At 69.3% G+C, this 19,434-nt stretch carries 14 protein-coding genes and 2 tRNA genes; 2 read left to right on the top strand and 14 right to left on the bottom strand.

The window, feature by feature from the left end:
* A partial coding sequence (locus tag V6U86_RS31100; RefSeq protein ID WP_334509643.1) for a P-loop ATPase, Sll1717 family occupies window positions 1-1,274 on the top strand: 1,274 nt, incomplete at its 5' end.
* Between the two features lie 126 nt (window positions 1,275-1,400).
* Here V6U86_RS31100 and V6U86_RS31095 read toward each other — a convergent pair.
* The 5 genes from V6U86_RS31095 to V6U86_RS31075 all read right to left on the bottom strand — a co-directional run bounded on the left by V6U86_RS31095 (window position 1,401) and on the right by V6U86_RS31075 (window position 6,239).
* Window positions 1,401-2,144 carry a TIGR02391 family protein gene (locus V6U86_RS31095; RefSeq protein WP_334509641.1) on the bottom strand — a complete coding sequence of 248 codons (744 nt, stop codon included), beginning with the start codon at window positions 2,142-2,144 and terminating at the stop codon, window positions 1,401-1,403.
* 279 nt (window positions 2,145-2,423) lie between these two features.
* Window positions 2,424-2,500 (bottom strand) — tRNA-Ile (locus V6U86_RS31090).
* A gap of 121 nt (window positions 2,501-2,621) precedes the next feature.
* Window positions 2,622-3,860: an FAD-dependent oxidoreductase gene (locus V6U86_RS31085; protein ID WP_334509639.1), complete on the bottom strand. Its 1,239-nt coding sequence runs from the start codon at window positions 3,858-3,860 to the stop codon at window positions 2,622-2,624.
* Window positions 3,850-5,967, bottom strand: coding sequence for an MMPL family transporter (locus V6U86_RS31080; protein ID WP_334509637.1), 2,118 nt, complete (start codon window positions 5,965-5,967; stop codon window positions 3,850-3,852). The genes V6U86_RS31085 and V6U86_RS31080 overlap by 11 nt, the downstream gene beginning before the upstream one ends.
* A gap of 199 nt (window positions 5,968-6,166) precedes the next feature.
* A tRNA-Asn gene (locus V6U86_RS31075) sits at window positions 6,167-6,239 on the bottom strand.
* Between the two features lie 262 nt (window positions 6,240-6,501).
* Here V6U86_RS31075 and V6U86_RS31070 point away from each other — a divergent pair.
* A complete protein-coding gene (locus V6U86_RS31070) occupies window positions 6,502-6,906 on the top strand; it encodes a hypothetical protein (RefSeq protein ID WP_334509634.1) in 405 nt (134 codons plus the stop codon).
* Window positions 6,907-6,969: 63 nt separating this feature from the next.
* On the opposite strand, the gene V6U86_RS31065 is transcribed toward V6U86_RS31070, so the two are convergent.
* From V6U86_RS31065 to V6U86_RS31025, 9 genes are all read right to left on the bottom strand, one after another.
* On the bottom strand, window positions 6,970-7,977 hold the full coding sequence (locus tag V6U86_RS31065) for a sugar phosphate isomerase/epimerase family protein (protein WP_112623875.1): 1,008 nt from the start codon (window positions 7,975-7,977) through the stop codon (window positions 6,970-6,972).
* A 212-nt stretch (window positions 7,978-8,189) separates the two neighbouring features.
* On the bottom strand, window positions 8,190-8,690 hold the full coding sequence (locus V6U86_RS31060; RefSeq protein ID WP_334509628.1) for a sensor histidine kinase: 501 nt from the start codon (window positions 8,688-8,690) through the stop codon (window positions 8,190-8,192).
* Window positions 8,691-8,986: 296 nt separating this feature from the next.
* Window positions 8,987-11,101, bottom strand: coding sequence for a ThuA domain-containing protein (locus V6U86_RS31055; protein ID WP_334509626.1), 2,115 nt, complete (start codon window positions 11,099-11,101; stop codon window positions 8,987-8,989).
* 75 nt (window positions 11,102-11,176) lie between these two features.
* Window positions 11,177-14,035 carry a PQQ-dependent sugar dehydrogenase gene (locus V6U86_RS31050; protein ID WP_334509624.1) on the bottom strand — a complete coding sequence of 953 codons (2,859 nt, stop codon included), beginning with the start codon at window positions 14,033-14,035 and terminating at the stop codon, window positions 11,177-11,179.
* Between the two features lie 218 nt (window positions 14,036-14,253).
* A complete protein-coding gene (locus tag V6U86_RS31045) occupies window positions 14,254-15,321 on the bottom strand; it encodes a polyprenyl synthetase family protein (protein ID WP_334509623.1) in 1,068 nt (355 codons plus the stop codon).
* Window positions 15,318-16,733: an alkaline phosphatase family protein gene (locus V6U86_RS31040; protein ID WP_334509621.1), complete on the bottom strand. Its 1,416-nt coding sequence runs from the start codon at window positions 16,731-16,733 to the stop codon at window positions 15,318-15,320. The genes V6U86_RS31045 and V6U86_RS31040 overlap by 4 nt, the downstream gene beginning before the upstream one ends.
* Complete coding sequence (gene eboE, locus V6U86_RS31035; protein ID WP_334509619.1) at window positions 16,730-17,929, bottom strand: metabolite traffic protein EboE; 1,200 nt, start codon at window positions 17,927-17,929, stop codon at window positions 16,730-16,732. The genes V6U86_RS31040 and eboE overlap by 4 nt, the downstream gene beginning before the upstream one ends.
* Window positions 17,929-18,786 (bottom strand): TatD family hydrolase, encoded by an 858-nt coding sequence (locus V6U86_RS31030; RefSeq protein WP_327034406.1) that lies wholly within the window; start codon window positions 18,784-18,786, stop codon window positions 17,929-17,931. Before V6U86_RS31030 ends, eboE begins: the two co-directional genes overlap by 1 nt.
* Window positions 18,787-19,395, bottom strand: a complete 609-nt coding sequence (locus V6U86_RS31025) for an EboA domain-containing protein (protein ID WP_334509615.1) — start codon at window positions 19,393-19,395, stop codon at window positions 18,787-18,789.
* Window positions 19,396-19,434 lie beyond the last annotated feature (39 nt).

Genomic DNA, 19,434 nt, shown 5'->3' with positions numbered 1-19,434 from the left:
TACATTGGCCGATGCCGCTTCCGGCATCGCCAACCTCCACAACATCATCCTCGCCGGCTGACCACCGGCCGGGCCCCGGGCAACGCCTTCACCCAGTTACGAGACGTCCCTTAGCAGGGAACTGGATTCTTCAACTGGCCGAAGGCGACTACACGGACGATATGCGCCGCCTGGAAACCATCCTTAAAGAGGCGCAACTTCGCTCACACGATGATTCTGCACCTAGCGCATGGGAGCGGGTAGTCAGGTTCCTGCACCCTCGACGACAAGTGAAGGCAGCGGAAGCTGGCATAGAGATTACGCCGGAGGGACTTCCATCACTCACGGGCAGAGTCGAACTAGAAGACAGGCAACGTGGGGCGGACGAAAAACCAATAGTTCGACATGACGACGCGCTTCGCTTACTCAACCGAATTCTTGACCAATGCGATATTACAATGTGGCTCGCCGTCGACCGGCTCGACGAAGCGTTCCAAGGGAATATCGATCTTGAAAGGTCGGCGCTGCGCGCACTCTTCCGATCATATCTTGACATGAAGGAGTTCGGCCGGATCAGACTTAAGTTATTCGTTCGCCGAGACCTATTCCGCAGAATCACGGTCGGTGGATTTGTTAACCTAACCCACGTCAATGACCGGAAAGTTGACATTATGTGGGACAATGACGACCTCTTCAGCTTGCTACAAAATCGAGTAAAGGAAAATCACGAGTTCCTTCGTGACGTCGGGCTCAACGAAGACTCCTCCCCGGAGGAAGTCTTCTACACTTTATTCCCAGAGAAAGTCGATCACGGCAACCGGAAGCCAACGACATGGACTTGGATGATCCTCCGCGTGCGCGACGGCAACAACGTTAAGCCGCCCCGTAATCTAATTGACCTTGCCCGGAAAGCCAGGGAAGCTCAGCTACGGTACGAGGAGAGGTATCCGAAAGACTTCGAAAAAGGCACCGCCCTAATCACGTCTGAGGCGGTGAAAGCGGGGCTTGATGCGCTTAGTGAACAGCGAGTAGAAGACACCCTAATTGCAGAGGCCGGGGCCAAGGCCCACCTGATCGATTACTTCCGCTACGGCAAGGCGGAGCACAATATCGATTCCTTGCAGGAAAGAATGGGGGAAGAGTACTCGCAGAACAACATTACTTACCTAACGCAGATCGGCTTTTTGGAAAAGGTCGGCGGGAACTACAAAATTCCAGCACTATACCGTGCCGGCTTGGGCGTCACCCAGGGGAAGGCGTTCGCCTCATCAACATCGGATTCCGACGAGGCCTAACGACACGTCCTGAGCGGGTTAGCTGTTTTCAATGGCTAGCGGACAAGAAGGGGTCTGGTGCACGGCGAGCCGATAGCGGTTCACTGTGCGGACCGTTCCACCCGATACCTCTTTGGGCCCGTGCCGCTACGTCCCTGTGGGAACACCAAATTCTGAGAGTCCCGCCGGTGACATGTCGTGGAACCGGTTCGCATGCTCAAATCGCATCTGGGTCAGCAGTAGACTGCTTGCGCCGACAACCCCCATCGCATAAAGCTTGTGGTCTGCGCGACTCTGGATTCGATGTGCATCGGCGTTTCTGAGAGCCATGGATAATCCCATCGCAAGGCGATGCCAGCCCTGTTTCTCACCCTGCGTCAAGCCAAGCCGATAATCACCACCGTCGCCGAAAACTGCGGTCATCAGCCTTTCACCAATCTCCTCAGCTTTCCGCCCTGCCCACTTCCGAATCCGATCCTCTGTAAAAATGGCGGTCTGACTTGCGACCGTGGCCCACTCCTCTGCGACCACATGGCCGCCAACGTAGGCCCAAAGCTCGGGATCGAAGCCTGCATCCGCTACAACGTCTGTCACAGCCGCTAGATGCTCTAGCTCAAAGATCGCGGCATCAACAAGACCGATTGATATCGACCTTGCCCGCTCAAAGGTCTTCACCATGTCCTCTCGAGGAGCGGGCTCGAACCAAGGCGTCCAGCTGACCTTTTGGAAAGAGGAGGTGATGTGATGGGTTTCGCCCAAGGCTTTGATCAATACGGACCGAAGCTTGGTCTCCCAAGCCGAAAACTGCGCCGACGAAACCGACAGCAACGGCAACGCCACGCATTCCTCGCGCAAAGTCCGCAGTAGAGGGACGACGTCTTGAGCCTTCACGGATACAACTGTACGCGGACGGAGTGGATCTTTTGCCGGGCAGTCACCGACCAACCAGTCTCCTCTGAGCCGGCCCAGGTCGTTCGTCCTAGGGTGCGCTCCATCATGGCCTGGTCGGAGGAGACTGGCAGCCCTTGCGGTGCCTGATGGGGTGATCCAGCCCGCCGACCGGGCGGCGGGTCGTGCTGCTGCGGACTCAGTGCGGACTGAGGACGTTAGTCCGGGCCTTGACGCGCTCAGTCCGGATCGCCAGCAGCATGGCTGACCAGGTAAAACGGTTGGTGGGGCGGGCGGGACTCGAACCCGCGACCGAGGGATTATGAGTCCCCTGCTCTAACCGGCTGAGCTACCGCCCCGAACACCGCGCCGGATCTTATCCCGCTCGGCGATCAGCAGCCAGCACCGAGCCGGCCGGTGCCCACGCCTGTGCCAGCACGATGGGCTACAGGAATATAACAGCGTGCTCGGGTACGCCTGTCAGCCGGCGCGCAGCTCGTCCAGCACCGCGCCGGCGGCGCGCCAGCCGCTGGTGAGGGCGCCCTGGATCGATGGGCTGTCCTGGTGGTCACCGGCCACGAAAAGGCCCTCCCCCAACGCCACCGGCTTGCGCAGCTGCCCCTGTGGCGGCGGCGCGGCGGGTAGCGCGTCGGGGATGGCCACGGTGGTGAGGTGGGTCCAGTCGGCGGTGGAGCGGCCGTACAGACGGGTCAACTCGGCCCGGATGGTCGGCTCGGGTGGGGCCGTCGGGCCGACCACCGAGGTGGCGATCAGGTGCCGTCCGGCAGGTGCGTAGGAAGGTGCGGCGTTGCTGAGCACCACCGTGTTGGCGACGAGTTCGCGTCGGTCGCCGTCGACGAGCAGGATCGGTTCGGTGAGCGGCGGCTCGGGCGCGCTGTGGTAGTAGGTGGTGTAGCTGTGCATGCGTACCGTCGCCAGGGCCGGCAGCAGCGCGGACGCGGCGGGTGGGTCGACGGCGACCACGACGGCCCGGCAGCGGATCTCGCCGGCCTGGGTGCGGACCCGGCCCGGGGTGACGGCCGCGACCGGGGTGTCCAGGTCGAGCAGGTCGGCCGGCAGCGGTGCGGCGATGGCCAGGGGCAGCGCGGCCATGCCTTCGGCGGGCAGGCCGATCCGGCCGCGGGCGAACGAACGCAGCACCATCGCCAGTACGCGACTGGAGGTGGACAGTTCCCGGTCGACGAACACACCGGAGAGGAACGGTCGCAGCAACTCCTCGATGATCGCGTCGGAGAGGCCGGCGCGACGCAACGCCGTCTCGGTGCTGGTTTCCGGCGCGGCGAGCAACCGGGACGTGGGCAGGGTGGCGCAGCCGGTGGCGAGCGCGGCGAAGCGCAACCGGTCGAGCAGGGAGCCGACGCCGGCGAGCGCGGTGCCGGGCCCGCCGGTCGGTTCGCGCAGCGGGTTGACCAGCCGTAGCAGGTTGTCGCCTTTACGGACCAGCACGCCGGACGTGAAGTAGCCGAGGTTGAGGCGGTCGGTGTCGAGCAGTGTGCCGAGCCGGGGGTAGGCGGTGTTGAGCACCTGGAAGCCCCGGTCGATGAGGTGACCGTCGACCACGTCGGTGGCGACCCGGCCGCCGAGTCGACCCTCGGCCTCCACCAGCCGCCAGGGCACGCCGGCGCGGTGCAGCCGGCGGGCGGCGGCGAGGCCGGCCAGGCCGCCGCCGACGATGACCACATCGGTTTCAGCCAGCACCGCGCGCCTCCCGCTCACCGTTCGCCCGGGACAACCGGCCCGGCCACCAGATCTTCGGCCCGATGTCGTACGCGAGTGCGGGCACCAGCAGCGACCGGACGATGATGGTGTCGATCAGTACCCCGATGGCGACCGCGGTACCCAACTCGACGAGCACCACCAGTGGTAGGACGGCGAGGGCGGAGAAGGTCGCGGCGAGCACGATGCCGGCGGAGGTGATCACCCCGCCGGTGACGGCGAGGCCGGAGAGCACCCCGGCGCGGGTGCCGCGCTTGACCGATTCCTCGCGGACGCGGCTCATCAGGAAGATGTTGTAGTCGATGCCGAGCGCGACCAGGAAGACGAATGCGAACAGCGGGAACGCCGAGTCCACGCCGGGGAAGTCGAAGACGTGGCGGAACAGCAGTGCGCAGAGGCCGAGGGTCGCGGCGAAGCTGAGCAGCACGGTGGCGATCAGCAGCAGTGGGGCGAGCAGCGCGCGCAGCAGCAGGGCCAGGATCACCGCGATGACCACCAGCACCACCGGGATGATGACGTTCTGGTCGCGTTTCGCGGCGTCCGAGGTGTCCACGTTGATCGCGGTGAAGCCGCCGACCACCGCGTCCGCGCCGGGCACCTGGTGTACGGCCACCCGCAGCTCGCGGATGGTCCGCTCGGCGCCGTCGCTGTCGGGTGGGTCGGTCAGGGTGGCTTCCAGCTGCACCCGCCCGTCGACGACCTTCGGGGCGGCGTTCTCCTCGGGTGGGCCGGTCTGCGGGCCGGCGGTGAGGGGGCGGACGTCGGCGACGCCGGGCACGTCCTTCGCCACCTGGGCGACCTGTCGGGCGGTCTGCTCCGTGGTGAAGATGGTGGCCGGGCTACCGGTGCCGGCCGGGTAGTGCCGGGAGATCACCTCCTGGCCGTCGACCGAGTCGGTGCGCTGGGTGAAGAGGTCGGACTGGCCGAGGGTGGTGGCGCCGAGCTGGGTGAGGCCGAGCGTCAGCAGGGCCAGCACGACCGCTGTGCTCAACCAGATCGGGCGGGCGTGCCGGGCGACGAAGCCGGCGATGCGAGCCCAGATGCCGTGTTCGGCCCGCGGGTCGGCCTGGTCGGCTCGCGGCCGTCGGGGCCAGAACGCCCACCGTCCGCCGAGCACCAGCAGTGCGGGGAGGAAGGTGAGCATCACCAGCAGGGTGGCGGCGATGCCGATGGCGGCGACCGGGCCGAGCGCCCGGTTGGAGTTGAGGCTGGACAGCAGCAGGCAGAGCAGACTGACGATGACCGTGCCGCCGGACGCGATGATGGCCGGCGCGGCGCCCTTCCAGGCGGTCTTCATGGCGTCCCACGGGCGGTCGTGCCGGTGCAGCTCCTCTCGGTAGCGGGCGATCAACAGCAGCGCGTAGTCGGTGCCGGCGCCGAAGACCAGCACGGTGAGGATGCCCTGGGCCTGCCCGTTGAGCTTGACCACGTCCGCGTCGGCGAGCAGGTAGACGAAGACCGAGGCGAGGGCGTACGACATCCCGGCGGCGAGCAGCGGGAAGATCCAGAGGACGGGGCTGCGGTAGACGATCAGCAGGATGACCAGCACCACGACCAGCGTGACCAGCAGCAGTGGCCCGTCGATGGCGGAGAAAACCTTGATCAGGTCGGCGAGCAGGCCGGCCGGGCCGGAGACGTCCACGGTGAGGCCGTCCCGGTCGCCTCCGGTGATGTCGCGCAGTTGCTCGACGATCTGGCCGATCTCCTCACCCTCGGCGTCGTCGACCGGTACGACGACCTGGAGTGCCTGGCCGTCCTTGCTCGGGATGGGCGAGGGCAGTGGGGTGACCACGCCGGGGATCTGGGCGAACCGGGCGGCGTCGGCGCTGACCCGTTGCCGGTCGGCGTCGGTGATTCCGGTGGGCCGCTCGTAGACGACCAGAGCCGGGATGGTCTGCCGGTCGACGAACTCGCCGGCGAGGTCCTGGGCGCGGGTCGCCTCGGCGTCGGTGGGCAGGAAGGCCGCGTTGTCGTTGGTGGCGACCTCGCTCAGGCGCCCCGCGTACGGGCCGGCCACGCCGCCGATCACCAACCAGACCAGCACGACCGCCACCGCGATCAGCGTGGCCCTGCCGCCTCGTCCGGACATCCGCACTCACCCCAAGGATCGACGCGTCAGTCGACGCGCTCCAAACGCGAGTCAACATCGCCCATCCTGCCGCCGAAACCTCCCGAGACAGTGCAAATCCGGCATCCCGCCCTGGCCGGAGGGCGGGGGTCGGGCGGATCAGACAGGGGGTCCGACGAGCGCCCGGGGGCTTCAGGCCGACGGGCGTTGGGTGGAGAAGCTCCCCCGATTGGACTCGAACCAATAACCTGCCGGTTAACAGCCGGCTGCTCTGCCAATTGAGCTACAGGGGATCGTGCTCCGCGCGACTTCGGATCTCCCCGACGCCGTGCGACGGGACAAGAGTACAGGACATCCCCCGGTGGCGGTCCAGTGGGTTCCCTCCCCGCCGCCGCATGGACAATAGGGGTAAATCGCCATCCCGGCACAAGCATGCTTGAGCGGAGAGCAGGATGGGTAGTTAGCTGCGGACAGAGGACGCAGGCGCGAACAGGTCGCCTTCCGACGAGGCAACTCGCCGGGGGTGACGGCGCGTCAGGTACGGAAGGAGCCGCCATGCGCGGAAAGATCATGTTTCTTGGCGGGCTGGCTGCGGGATTCGTCCTGGGCGCCCGTGCCGGCCGGGAAAAGTACGAAGAGCTCGTGGTCCGGGGCCGCAAGGTGCTCGACCACCCGACCGTCCAGGAGGCGGCCGGGGTCGCGCAGGCCCAGGCCAACAAGCTCTACAGCGAGGGCAAGGACAAGCTCGGCCAGACCAAACTGGGCGAGAAGCTGGGCACCGGCAACGGCAGCACCGGCAAGCAGGAGCTGACCGCCGCCGACGACGCGTTCGCCGGCACGCCCGCCACCGTGGGCGCCAAGGCGGGCACCAGCACGGTCGGCACGACCTCCGGGTCGCCGTCGTCCACCAACCCCCGCACCAAGCCGTCCGGCTCGGGCACGAACGCCAGCACGCTCTGACCAACGCACGTACACGGGCCGGTCGCCGCAGGGCGACCGGCCCGTGGTCTGTCCGAGGTGCGGTCAGTCCTTGCTGCTGAACGCCGCGTCGAAGGCGGCGCTCGGTGCGTCGAAGGCGAGCCGGCGGACGAACTGCAACGCCTCCGGGGCGCCAACCAGCCGGTCCATCCCCGCGTCTTCCCACTCGACCGAGATCGGGCCGGTGTAGCCGATCGCGTTCAACGCGCGGAAGCAGTCCTCCCAGGGCACGTCGCCGTGGCCGGTGGAGACGAAGTCCCACCCGCGCCGCAGGTCGGCCCAGGGCAGGTGCGAGGCGAGGCGACCGCGCCGGCCATCGCCGGTACGCACCTTCGCGTCCTTGCAGTCCACGTGGTAGATCCGGTCGGCGAAGTCGAAGATGAAGTTCACCGGGTCCAGCTCCTGCCAGACGAAGTGCGACGGGTCCCAGTTCAGCCCGAACGCGGGCCGGTTGCCGATCGCCTCCAGCGTCCGCTTCGTCGTCCAGTAGTCGTACGCGATCTCACTCGGGTGCACCTCGTGCGCGAACCGCACCCCCACCTCGTCGAACACGTCGAGGATGGGGTTCCACCGGTCGGCGAAGTCCTGGTAGCCGCGCTCGATCATCGCCGGCGGCACCGGCGGGAACATCGCGAGGGTGTGCCAGATCGACGAACCGGTGAAGCCGACGACCGTCTTCACCCCGAGCTTCGCCGCCGCCCGCGCGGTGTCCTTGATCTCCTCGGCGGCCCGCTGACGAACCCCCTCGGGCTCCCCGTCGCCCCAGATGCGGCCGGGCAGGATGTCCTGGTGCCGCTCGTCGATCGGGTGGTCACAGACCGCCTGACCAACGAGGTGGTTGGAGATCGTGAAGACCTCAAGGTTGTGCTTCGCGAGAGTCTCCCGCTTGCGCTCGACGTACGAGTCGTCGGCGAGCGCCTTGTCGACCTCGAAGTGGTCGCCCCAGCAGGCGATCTCCAGACCGTCGTAGCCCCACTCGGAGGCGAGCCGGCAGACCTCCTCGAACGGAAGGTCGGCCCACTGGCCGGTGAAGAGCGTGATGGGTCGCGCCATTGTCCTTCTCCCCTGTTGTGATGGGGATTCCATGTGCGGACCGGGGCGAGGGGTGACCGGACGTACGCGGCGCTCGGGCGGTCACCGGTGGGTGCGGAGCACACCTGAGCCCGGCGGGTTGCGCCTCCCACCGGGTCACCGGCCACCAGCACGGTCGCCGACCCCAGCCTATTTCCGCACTACCCCATCGGGGAAGCCCCGCGGTCGGCCGATCATTCGACCATTTCCTCGGGCGCGGGCAGGACAGCCCGCACGGTGAAGCCACCACCGGCACGCGGGCCGGCCGAGAACGTGCCGCCGAGCCGCTCGGCGCGCCTGCGTACCCCGAGCAGACCTTGGCCGCCGGCCTGGGTGCCGCCGCCTTCCGGAGCGGGACCGGCGCCCTCGTCGCGGACCTCGATGGTGATGCCCGCGGCGTCGTAGCGCAGGCGGACTCCGACCGGAGCGCCCGGCGCGTGCCGGCAGGCGTTGGTCAGCGCTTCCTCGATGATCCGGTACGCCACCACGTCGACCGGGCCGGGCAGCGGCCGGGGTTGCCCGGCCATGCTCCACCGCACCGGTTGGCCGGCGGTGAAGCCCTCCACCAATGCGTCCAGGCGGTTCAAGCTGGGCGCCGGCGACGGGTCGTCCGGCTCGCCGGGCCGGCGCAGCGCATCACCCAGCCGGTGCCCCTGCGCGAGCACCCTCCCGCGCCACTGCGCGAACCGCCCCATGCAGGTCAAGGTACGGCAGTCGGCTGTGAGCCGGTCCGTGGGCGTCCGCGGGGCGGCGGGCGAATCAGTGCGGCGGGCGAATCAGTGCGGCGGGCGAATCAGTGCGGCGGGCGAATCAGTGCGAGCGTGATGCCTCTGAGTCATCTTGATGACTCAGAGGCATCACGCTCGTGAGGGACACCGCCTCCCCGCGCCGTCGCGACGACCGTCGGGCACGCCGGCCGGGCTTCGTCGGCGCTCGGGCCGGGTGCTGGAGGGGCCGACGGGGTGAGCCGTGGCCCCTCCGGGTCAGTCGATCAGGGCAGGATCCACTTCTGGTTGGCCGCGTTGAGGCAGGTCCAGAGGTGCACGATGGTGCTGTCGGCGGAGTTGTTGCCGGAGACGTCCAGGCACTTGCCCGACGACGGGTTGCGCAGGGTGCCGTCGGACTGGGCCGCCCAGTTCTGCGCGCCGCTGCCGTTGCAGGTCCAGAGCTGGATCTTGGTGCCGTTGGCGGTGCCGCTGCCGTTGACGTCCAGGCACTTGCCGAGCGCCTTGATCGTCGAGTTCGGCGTCACCGTCCAGGTCTGGGCCGCGCTGCTGTTGCAGGTGTAGATCTGGATCTGGGTGCCGTCGGCGGTGGCACCGTTGCGCACGTCCAGGCACTTGCCGGCGAGACCCTTGACCGGGCCGACCCCGGTGCTGCCGCCACTCCCCTTGACCAGGGTGAAGTCGTCCACGTCAAAGAGCCCGGTGCCGCTACCGGTGAAGGTGAGGTAGAGGTTCTGGGTGCCCGACGGGACGTTGGACAGCGCCGTGGTGACGTTGGCGAAGGTCGTCCAACTGCCGGTGTTGGGCACGGCGACCGAGCCGAGCACCGGGCCGGTGGCCGAACCGGTGCGCACCTGGATGGTGCCACCCGCGCCGCCGGAGACGACCCGGGAGGTGAACGAGGTGACCCCGGTCAGGTTGACGCCGTTGTACGCGGCCCAGTCCCCCGGGTCGATGTAACCGATGGTCTGCCCACCGTTGGCACCCGCCTTGGTGAACGCGGAGACGCCGTTGGCCGAGCTGAACGTCTCGGCCTGGATCGTGGTGTTGCCGGTCGGCGGCGGCGTGGTGCCCAACTCCTTGATCCGGATGTTGCGGAAGAAGGCGTCGTCACCGGTGCCGTGGTTCTGGATGCCGATGTGGCCGGCCAGCGAGCGGACCGGGTCGGTGTTGGTGAAGTCGTTGATCTTCACCCCGTTCAGGAAGATCTGCAGTCGCTCGCCCTCGACCAGCAACTCGTACGTGTTCCACTCCCCCGGCGCGTTCAGGGCCGCGTCGCGGGCGGCGATGTCGGCGGACTTGAAGGTGTAGACCGCGCCGGTGGTGCGATCCGTCGCGTCGGTGGCGTCGATCTGGATCTCGTAACCGTTGTCCACCGCCGACCACGGGTCACTCGACGGTGGGAACCCGATGAAGATGCCGGAGTTGTCGTCACCGGCCAGCTTCCAGTCCAGCTTCAACGAGTAGTTGGTGAACTGCTTGGCGTTGTACCAGTAGAGCCCCATGCCGCCGACCGAGGTCAGGGTGGCGTCGGAGTTGGTGAAGCTGCCCGGGCCGGCCTGTGACCAACCGGCCGTCGAGCCGTTGAACAACGGGGTGTAGCCGGTCTCGGGCCGGCAGTCGGCCTTGCTCCGACCGGAGGCGTACCGGATGCCGCCGAGCAGGTGGTTCCGGAAGTTCGACTCCGCGTACGACGCCTGGGTGTGCCCCGCGCCGGTGTAGAAGGACCGGCCGCCGCTGTAGCTCTTGCACCAGCTCAGCGGGTGGTCGGCGCCCATGCCGCCGCCGGAGTACGACGACTCGTCAAGGGTGGCCAGCACGTGGGCGGTCGACCGGGCGTTGGTGCGGTAGTTGTACCACTCGTCGGTGCGGGTCCAGGTCTGCGGCAGATGCCCGGTCGCCGCGTGGCCCCGGTCCTCCACCTTCATGTTGGCCTGCTGGATGGCCGGGTGCGAGGCGAACCACGCGCCCACCAGGTTGCCGTAGAACGGCCAGTCGTACTCGGTGTCGGCTGCGGCGTGCACACCCACGTAGCCGCGGCCGGAGCCGATGTACGACTCGAAGGCGGTCTGCTGGCTGGCGTTGAGCACGTCGCCGGTGGTGTTGAGGAAGACGACCGCCTCGTACTGGGCGAGGTTGCTCGTGGTGAACGCGGCGGCGTCCTCGGTCGCGGTGACGGTGAAGTTGTTCGCCGCGCCCAGGTCGCGGATGGTCTGGATGCCGACCGGGATCGCGTCGTGCCGGAAACCAGCGGTCTTGGAGAAGACCAGCACGTCGTACGGGGCGTCGGCGGCGCTGGCCGGGGTGGCGGGGGTGGTGCAGGCGATGACGGCGAGTGCGGCCATTGCCGCACCGAGGACGGGTCGCAGGCGTCTGCGCATATCGCTCTCCTAATTGCGGTTAGGAGGGGCCCCTCGCCCCACACTAGGCGTTGTCGAAGGGCCCCTCCCGCCAGCTCAGGGCAGGGTCCACTTTTGGTTGGCGGCGCCGCTGACACAGGTCCACAGGTGGACCACGGTGCTGTCGGCGGAGTTGTTGCCGGAGACGTCGAGGCACTTGCCGGACGCCGGGCTGCGCAGTGTGCCGTCGGCCTGGGCGGACCAGTTCTGCGCGGCGGTCCCGTTGCAGGTGTAGAGCTGGATCTTGGTGCCGTCCGCGGTGCCGGCACCCGAGACGTCCAGGCACTTGCCCAACGACTTGATCGTGGAGTTGGGGGTGACCGCCCAGGTCTGCGCGGCGCTGCCGTTGCAGGTGTAGATCTGGATCTGCGTGCCGTCGGCGGTGGCGGCGCCCCGCACGTCCAGGCACTTGCCGGCGAGGCCCTTGATCGGCCCAGTCCCGCCGGCCGATTGCGTCCCGGTGACGAAGGTGAAGGCGTCCAGGTCGTAGAGCGCCCCGGTGCCCGACCCGGCGAAGGTCAGGTACAGCGTGGTCGTGCCGGTCGGCGGGTTGGTGATCGTCCCGGTGACCGTGGTGAAGGTTTCCCAGCCGCCGGTCACCGGGACCGTGGCCGAGCCGAGCACCGTGCCGGTGGCCGAGCCGGCCCGGACCTGGAGGGTGCCACCGGCACCCGCCGAGGAGACCCGGGCGTTGAACGAGGTCACGTTGCCCAGCCGGTACGGCTGGAACGCGATCCAGTCGCCGTTGTGGATGTCACCGACGGTCTTGCCGCCCTCGGCCGGGGTCTTGCTGAACACGTTGATGCCCGACGAGGTGCCGTAGAACTCGGCCTGGCGGTGCCGTGGCGGCAGCGTGTGCTGGGTGTGCGTGGTCAGCCCACCGGCGTCGGTGTACTCGGCGTCGAAGATCGCGAAGATGTTCGCCGCGTCGTCGTGCTCACCGTCGACCGGGATGGTGATCGAGCCCGAGCAACCGGTCTTCGAGGTGATCTGGTGGCCGTGCTGGTCGTGCCCGAGCACGTAGGTCATCTTGACCTTCGTGCAGTCGATGGTGCCGTCCTCCGGGTCGGTCACCGTGATGCTGTACGGCACCGTGTCGCCGAAGCTGAACAGCTGACCGTTGCCCGGGTTGTTGATCGTGACCGTGGGCGCGGTGTTGCCGACGTTGATCTGCACGCTGCTGCTGCCGGTGGCACCCTGCGGGTCCCGCACCGTCAGCGTGGCGGTGTAGGTGCCGTTGGTGGTGTACGTCTTCGTCGGGTTGGCTGCGGTCGAGGTGGTGCCGTCACCGAAGGCCCACGAGTAGGTCAACGCGCCGCCCTCGGGGTCGGACGAGCCGGCCGAGGAGAAGGTGACCGCGAGCGGGGCGGCCCCGGACGTGCGGTTGGCGCTGGCCGCGGCGGTGGGCGCCCGGTTGCCGCCGCCGACGTAGTCGAAGCGGTAGAGCGCCGAGTTGGCGTCGCCGTTGAAGTAGCCGGTGCCGTAGTCGAGCACGTAGTACGCGCCGTCCGGGCCGAAGGCCGAGTCCATCACCTGCTTGCCGACCCAGGGGAACGTGTCGATGGCACCCCGGGAGCCGTCGGAGTTGACGTGGATCGGCTTGATCCAGCCTCGGCCGAACTCGGTGGCGAAGAACTGCCCGTCGAACGACTGCGGGAACTTGGTGGTGGAGGTCGACGAGGCGTTGTACCGGTAGACCGGGCCGCCCATCGGCGACTCGGAGCCGCCGCCGAACTCGGTCGGGGTGCCGGCGTCGCCGGCGTACCGGATCCAGGCCGGCTGGGCCGGCGGCAGGGTGGTCAGGCCGGTGTTGCGGAACGAGTTGTTGGTCGGCCCGCCGGTGCAGTTGTACTTCGCGCCGCTGGCGTTGGTCGCGAAGTCCCACTCGTTGTACGTCTCGCTGGTGGTGTTGGTGCCGGTGCAGTACGGCCATCCGTAGTTGCCCGGCGCGGCGACCCGGTTGAACTCCACCTGGCCGGACGGCCCTCGGGTGGAGCTGGTGGAGCCGGCGTCCGGCCCGTAGTCACCGACGTAGACCACCCCGGTGGCCTTGTCCACGCTGATCCGGAACGGGTTGCGGAACCCCATCGCGTAGATCTCCGGCCGGGTCTTGGCCGTGCCGGGGGCGAACAGGTTGCCCGACGGGATGGAGTACGTGCCGTTGGCGTTCACCTTGATCCGCAGGATCTTGCCGCGCAGGTCGTTGGTGTTGCCGGCGCTGCGCTGCGCGTCGTACGCGGGGTTGCGGTTGGTCCGCTCGTCCAGCGGCGAGTAGCCGGCCGACTCGAACGGGTTGGTGTCGTCACCGGTGGACAGGTACAGGTTGCCGGCGGCGTCGAAGTCGATGTCCCCACCGACGTGGCAGCACAGGCCCCGGTTGGCCGGCACGTCGAGCACGTCGATCTTGCTGGACTGGTTGAGCGTGAAGTCCGAGTTGAGGGTGAACCGGGAGAGCCGGTTGACGCCGTTCCAGGCCGAGAAGTCGGTGCCGGTGGCCGGCGCGTCACCGCCGGGGGTGGAGAGCGGCGGGGCGTAGTAGAGGTAGATGTACCGGTTGCTGGCGAAGCCCGGGTCGACTCCGACGCCCTGCAGCCCCTCCTCGTCGTGGGTGTAGACCGACAGGGTGCCGATCACGCTGGTGGTGCCGTTGGCGTCGGTGCGGCGCAGGGTGCCGTTGCGGGCGGTGTGCAGGACGGAACGGTCCGGCAGCACTGCCAGCGACATCGGCTCACCCATGTCGGTCACGCCGCGGGCCAGCTCGACCTGCTGGAAGTCGCTGGCGACGATGGTGTGCGCCTGTGCGGGGGCCGACCCGGCGGCGAGTGCGACAGTGCCGGCGGCGACCGCCAGCAGCAGTGCCGATCCGGCGGAGAACCATCGTCGGGACCGTTGTCTGGGAACATCCTTCATGGACATCTGTGCTGCCCCTTCCTGACGAGTGACTGCCAGGCCGGGCGCGCGCCGTCGCGCCGGATGCCGTAGCGGTGGTGGGGGGTCGATGGGTTACCGCGCCGCCGGTTCACCTCGACGAAACATTGTCGTGTTGGTCACGACACTAAGTCGCACATGTGGATGTGTCTATGCCTTCCGGCGATTCAGCATCAACTTTCGTCGATTTTGTCGAAAGTTGCCGATCAGGCGCGTCGGTCGATCGCCTGACCGGCCAGCGCGACCAGCGCCGCGCGGGCCTCGTCGGCGACCACGGCGCTCCGCAGCGCCGAGAGCGCCGCCTCGGTCCGAACCCGGATCATCTGCTCGATCCGCTCCCGCGCGCCGGTCGCCTCGATGATGTCGCGCAACTCCGCCGCACCCCCGGCGTCCAACGCCGGGTTGCCGAACAGCTCCCGCAGCCGGAGGGTCTGCGGCCGGTCGGCGGCGCTGCGGGCCAGCGCCATCATGACCGTCGGCTTGCCCTCGCGCAGGTCGTCCAGGACCGACTTCCCGGTGACCGCCGGGTCACCGAACACGCCCAGGACATCGTCGCGGAGCTGGAACGCGTCACCCAGCGGGTCACCGAACTCGCCCAGCGCGGCGATCAGCTCCGGCCCCGCGCCGGCCAGAGCCGCGCCGATCTGCAACGGCCGGGTGACCGTGTACCGGGCGGCCTTCATCCGGATCACGGTGAGCGCGCTGGCCACCGAGCCGTCCCCCACACCCGAGACCAGGTCCAGGTACTCCCCCGCGATCACCTCGGTACGCATCAGCGCGAACACGCCGTATCCCCGGTGCACCTGCTCGGTGCTCAACCCGCACTCGTGGAACATCTGATCCGACCAGGCGGCGCAGAGGTCCCCGCAGAGCAGCGCGGTGTTGCGGCCGTACGCCTCGGGGTCACCACGCCAGGACGAACGGGCGTGCAGGTCGGCGAAGAGCCGGTGCACCGACGGCTCACCCCGGCGGCGGTCGCTGCCGTCCAGGATGTCGTCGTGGATCAGCGCGAACGCGTGGAACAGCTCCAGCGCCGCCGCGGCCACCACGATCGGGGTGGCGTCAGCCGCCCCCGCGCCGCGCCAGCCCCAGTAGCAGAAGAGCGGCCGCAACCGCTTGCCACCGGCCAGGACGAACCGTTGCAGGGCGGTGAACACGCCACGCGGCGCGCCGTCGGGCCAGTCCGGGCCCTGCCGTTCGAGGAACCCGGCCAGCTCCGCGTCGAAGCGCGCCCGCAGCCCGCTGGCATCGGTGGGCGCAACGGTGACCGTCATGTCCGCGTCCCCGAACCGCTCGTGCCGTCAACGCCTAATCCGGCCAGGTCCAGTAGCAGTGCCTTGACCTCGGTGGCCGCGATCCTGTCCCGGGCCGCCGACGGATCGGAGCAGAGCAGCACCGGGGCGTCCGCCGGGTCGTCCGGCAGCCGCCCGTGCGAGCCCCGCACCGCCCGCGCGCCGGCGTCCAGGCCGACCGCGCTCATCAGGTAGCGCATGCCGAGCTTCTTGCGGGCCAACGCGACCCCCGCCCGAGCCTTCGCGGCACCGGGGTTCGCCGGGTCGAAGAACAGCTCGGCCGGGTCGTAACCCGGCTTCCGGTGAATCTCCACGAGCCGGGCGAAGTCCGGTGCCCGGTCGTCGTCCAACCAGTAGTAGTACGTGAACCAGGCATCCGGCTCGGCCACCAGCACCAGCTCACCGGCGCGCGGATGGTCCAGCCCGTGTGCGGCCTTGCCGTCGGCGTCGAGCACCTCGGCCACCCCGGGCAGGTTGGCGCACAGCTTCGCCACCGCCGGCACATCGGCCGGGTCCTTGACGTAGACGTGCGCGACCTGGTGGTCGGCGACCGCGAACGCCTTCGACGTCCACGGATCGAGGTACTCCATGCCCGCCTGGGTGTGCACCCGTAACAGCCCTTCGGCGCGCAGCAGCCGGTTGACGTCCACCGGGCGGGACACGTCGGTGATGCCGTACTCCGACAGCACCACCACTGTGGCGTCCCGCGCGCGGGCAGCGTCCAGGAGCGGGCCGAGCACCGCGTCCAGCTCGGCCGCCGCCGCCGCGGCCTGGGCCGACGATGGGCCGAAGCGTTGCAGGTCGTAGTCCAGGTGCGGCACGTAGACCAGGGTCAGGTCGGGTGACACGTCGGCGAGGATCTGCTCGGCCGCCTGGCAGATCCACCGCGACGACGGCAGCGCGGCCGTCGGCCCCCAGTAGGTGAAGAGCGGGAACGTGCCCAGCCGGCCGGTGAGCGCGTCGTGCAGCTCCGGCGGGTCGGTGTAGCAGTCCGGCTCCTTGCGCCCGTCGGCGTAGTAGACCGGGCGGGGCGTCACCGTCCAGTTCACGTCCGCGCCCATGGCGTACCACCAGCAGACGTTGGCCACGGTGTAGCCGGGCTCGGCCCGCCGGGCTGCCTGCCAGAGCTTGTCCCCGCCGACCAGCGCGTTGTGCTGCCGCCACAGCAACACCTCGCCCAGCTCCCGGAAATACCACCCGTTGCCGACGATTCCGTGCCCGCTGGGCGGCTCGCCGGTGAGGAAGGTGGACTGCACCGAGCAGGTCACCGCGGGCAGCACGGTGCCCAGCTCGGCCCGGAAGCCGCCGTCGGCGACCCCCCGCAGTCGCGGCATGTGCGCCAGCAGTCGGGGCGTCAACCCCACCACGTCGAGGACCACCAGTCGCCGGCTCATCGCGTCACTCCCATACTCACGGATCGCTCTGTGGTCAGGCCGAGGCCGACCAGTTCGTCGCGGGCGAACGCCAGCTCCGCGGCGATGCCGGCGGCCAGCTCCGCGTCGGTGCCGGGCCGTCGTGCGGCCGGCAGCACCCCCCAGGTGTACGTCTCGACGTCGAGGTGGTCACAGCCGGCGGTCGGACCCTCGAAGAGCGCTCTCAGGGCTGCACGAAGCACCGGCAGGGTCGAGCCGAGCGGCTCCTCGGGTGGGGCGTGCAGGGGCACGTGGTAGTGCACCCGCCACGGGCCGGGTAGCGCCCGCTCCAACGCCTCGTCCAGGTCGTCGGCCGCGTACGCCGGGTCGGCCGGGTCGGCCAGACCCGCGCAACCGGCGCCCCGGGTCTGGTGCAGGAAGCGGGGCTCCACCCAGCGGCGCAACGCCTCGGCCCCACCCTCCGGGTCGGCGGCCTCGACGGCGGCCGACACCTGCACCTTCACCACGGGTAGTCCGGCCGCCCGCAGTCGGTGCAGCGCCTCGGCCGGCTCCTCCCAGGCGCAGGCCAGGTGGGCCAGGTCGAGGCAGACGCCCAGCCGATCGGTGTCCATCCCGGACAGCAACGCGGCAGCTTGAGCGCTGCTCTCCACGACACAGCCGGGCTCCGGCTCGAAGGCGATGCGCACCTCACGGCCGGTGTCCCGCTGCACCGTGGCCAGGCCGGCGGCCAGTTGGTCCAGCCGACGTCGGGCCGTGTCGGCCCGGCCGGTGTCCCACGGTTGACGCCAGGCCAACGGCAGGGTGGAGATCGAACCCCGGGCGGCGTCGTCGGGCAGCAGGTCGGCGAGGACCCGGGCCAGGTCGAGGGTGTACGTCAGGCGCTGCTCGGTGGTCCAGTCCGGGTGGTACACGTCCTGCTTGACCACCGGCGCCTGGAAGGCCGCGTACGGGAAGCCGTTGAGGGTGACCACCTCCAGCCCGCGCGCGTCCAGCTCGGTGCGCAACCGGCGGCGTAGCGCCGGGTCGGCGGCCAGTTCGGCGGCGACCGGGGCGGCCAACCACAGGCCGAGCCCGAGCAGGTCGCTGCCGAGCGCCTCGCGGACCGGCACCGCGTAGGTGTCCAGTTGACCGAGGATGCCGGCGAGGTCCTCGGCGGGGTGCACGTTGGTGCAGTAGCCGAGGTGGACGGTTTCCCCGCCGGCATGTCGCAGCCGCATCAGCTGCCGCCGCGCAGGATCGAGTTGCCGGTCTGCGGGTCGACCGCGGCGGCGACGTCCAGGTCGCTGAGGTCGAGCCGCCCCGACTGCCCGTAGAACTCCACCGGGTTTCGCCACAGCACCTTGTCGACGTCGTCGTCGCTGAAGCCGGCCAGCAGCATCGCCTCGCCGGTGGCCCGGGTCAGCAGCGGGTCGGAGCGCCCCCAGTCGGCCGCCGAGTTGACCAGCATCCGTTCCGTGCCGTACTCGCGCAGCAGCTCCACCATCCGCTGCGGCGTCATCTTGGTGTCCGGGTAGATGGAGAAGCCCAGCCAGCAGCCGCTGTCGCGGACCAGCTTGACGGTCACCTCGTTGAGGTGGTCGACCACCACGCGACCGGCGTCGATGCCGGACTCGGCGACCACGGCGAGGGTCCGTTCGCAGCCGCGCGCCTTGTCGCGGTGCGGGGTGTGCACCAGTGCCGGCAGCTCGTACGCCACCGCGAGGGCGAGCTGCGCCGCGAACGCCTCGTCCTCCTCGGGCGTCATCGAGTCGTACCCGATCTCGCCGACCGCGACCACCGCGTCCTTGTCCAGGTAGCGGGGCAGCAGGTCGAGGACCGGACGGCAGCGGGGGTCGTTGGCCTCCTTCGGGTTGAGCGCGATGGTGGCGAAGTGGCGCACCCCGAACTGCCCGGCCCGGAACGGCTCCCACCCGATCAGCGAGTCGAAATAGTCGGTGAACGAGGCGGCGCTGGTGCGCGGTTGACCCAGCCAGAACGCCGGCTCCACCACCGCCCGCACGCCGGCGGCGGCCATCCGTTCGTAGTCGTCGGTGGTGCGTGAGGTCATGTGGATGTGGGGGTCGAAGATGCGCATTCACGCCTCCCGGGGCAGTGCGGCGGTGAGCCGGTGGAGCAGGTCGGTGGCGTCGGCGGGCAGGTCCCGGCCGGCGGCGTGCCGTTCGGCGGCGAGCGCGGCCAGCATCGCGGCCAGCTCGCCGTCGGCCCGGGTGTCCAGGTCGGCCACGGCGGCGAGGGGCACGCCGCTGAACACGCACTTGAGCACCGCCTGTCGCCAGGCGGCCGCGTCGAGGTGGCGGGCGTAGGGGCCGAGCGCGGCGGCGACCAGCCGGGTGTCGTTGGTCCGGATCGCGTCGTGCAGCAGCGGAACTGCGGCGGCCCCGATCGGCAGCAGCGGCAGGGCCCGCAGCACGGCTCGTCGCTCGGCTGCGTCACCGTGCTGGTAGAGGCGCTCGGCGTACTCCGCGTGCTCGCCGGGCAGGCTGGTGAGCAGCAGCACCCGGGCCGCGTCGTCGGCGGTCCAGCCGGGGGCGTCGGGCAGCGCGGCCCGGCCGCAGCGTCGGCCGACGGTGGGGAAGAGCCGGGTGATCGCGGTGGGCTCGGTCGTGACCCGGCGCAGCGCCGTGTCCAGCCAATCGGGATCGGGTACGCCTCCCAGCGCGGCCCGTAGTGAATCCGGTGTCATCCCGTCTCCTCCCTCTTGCTGCTCCAGGCCCGCCCGCCA

This window comes from Micromonospora sp. CPCC 205558 (assembly GCF_036902955.1).
GTDB lineage: Bacteria > Actinomycetota > Actinomycetes > Mycobacteriales > Micromonosporaceae > Micromonospora.
The sequence above is the reverse complement of the archived record's forward strand: the minus strand, read 5'-3'. Positions and strand labels throughout refer to the sequence as shown.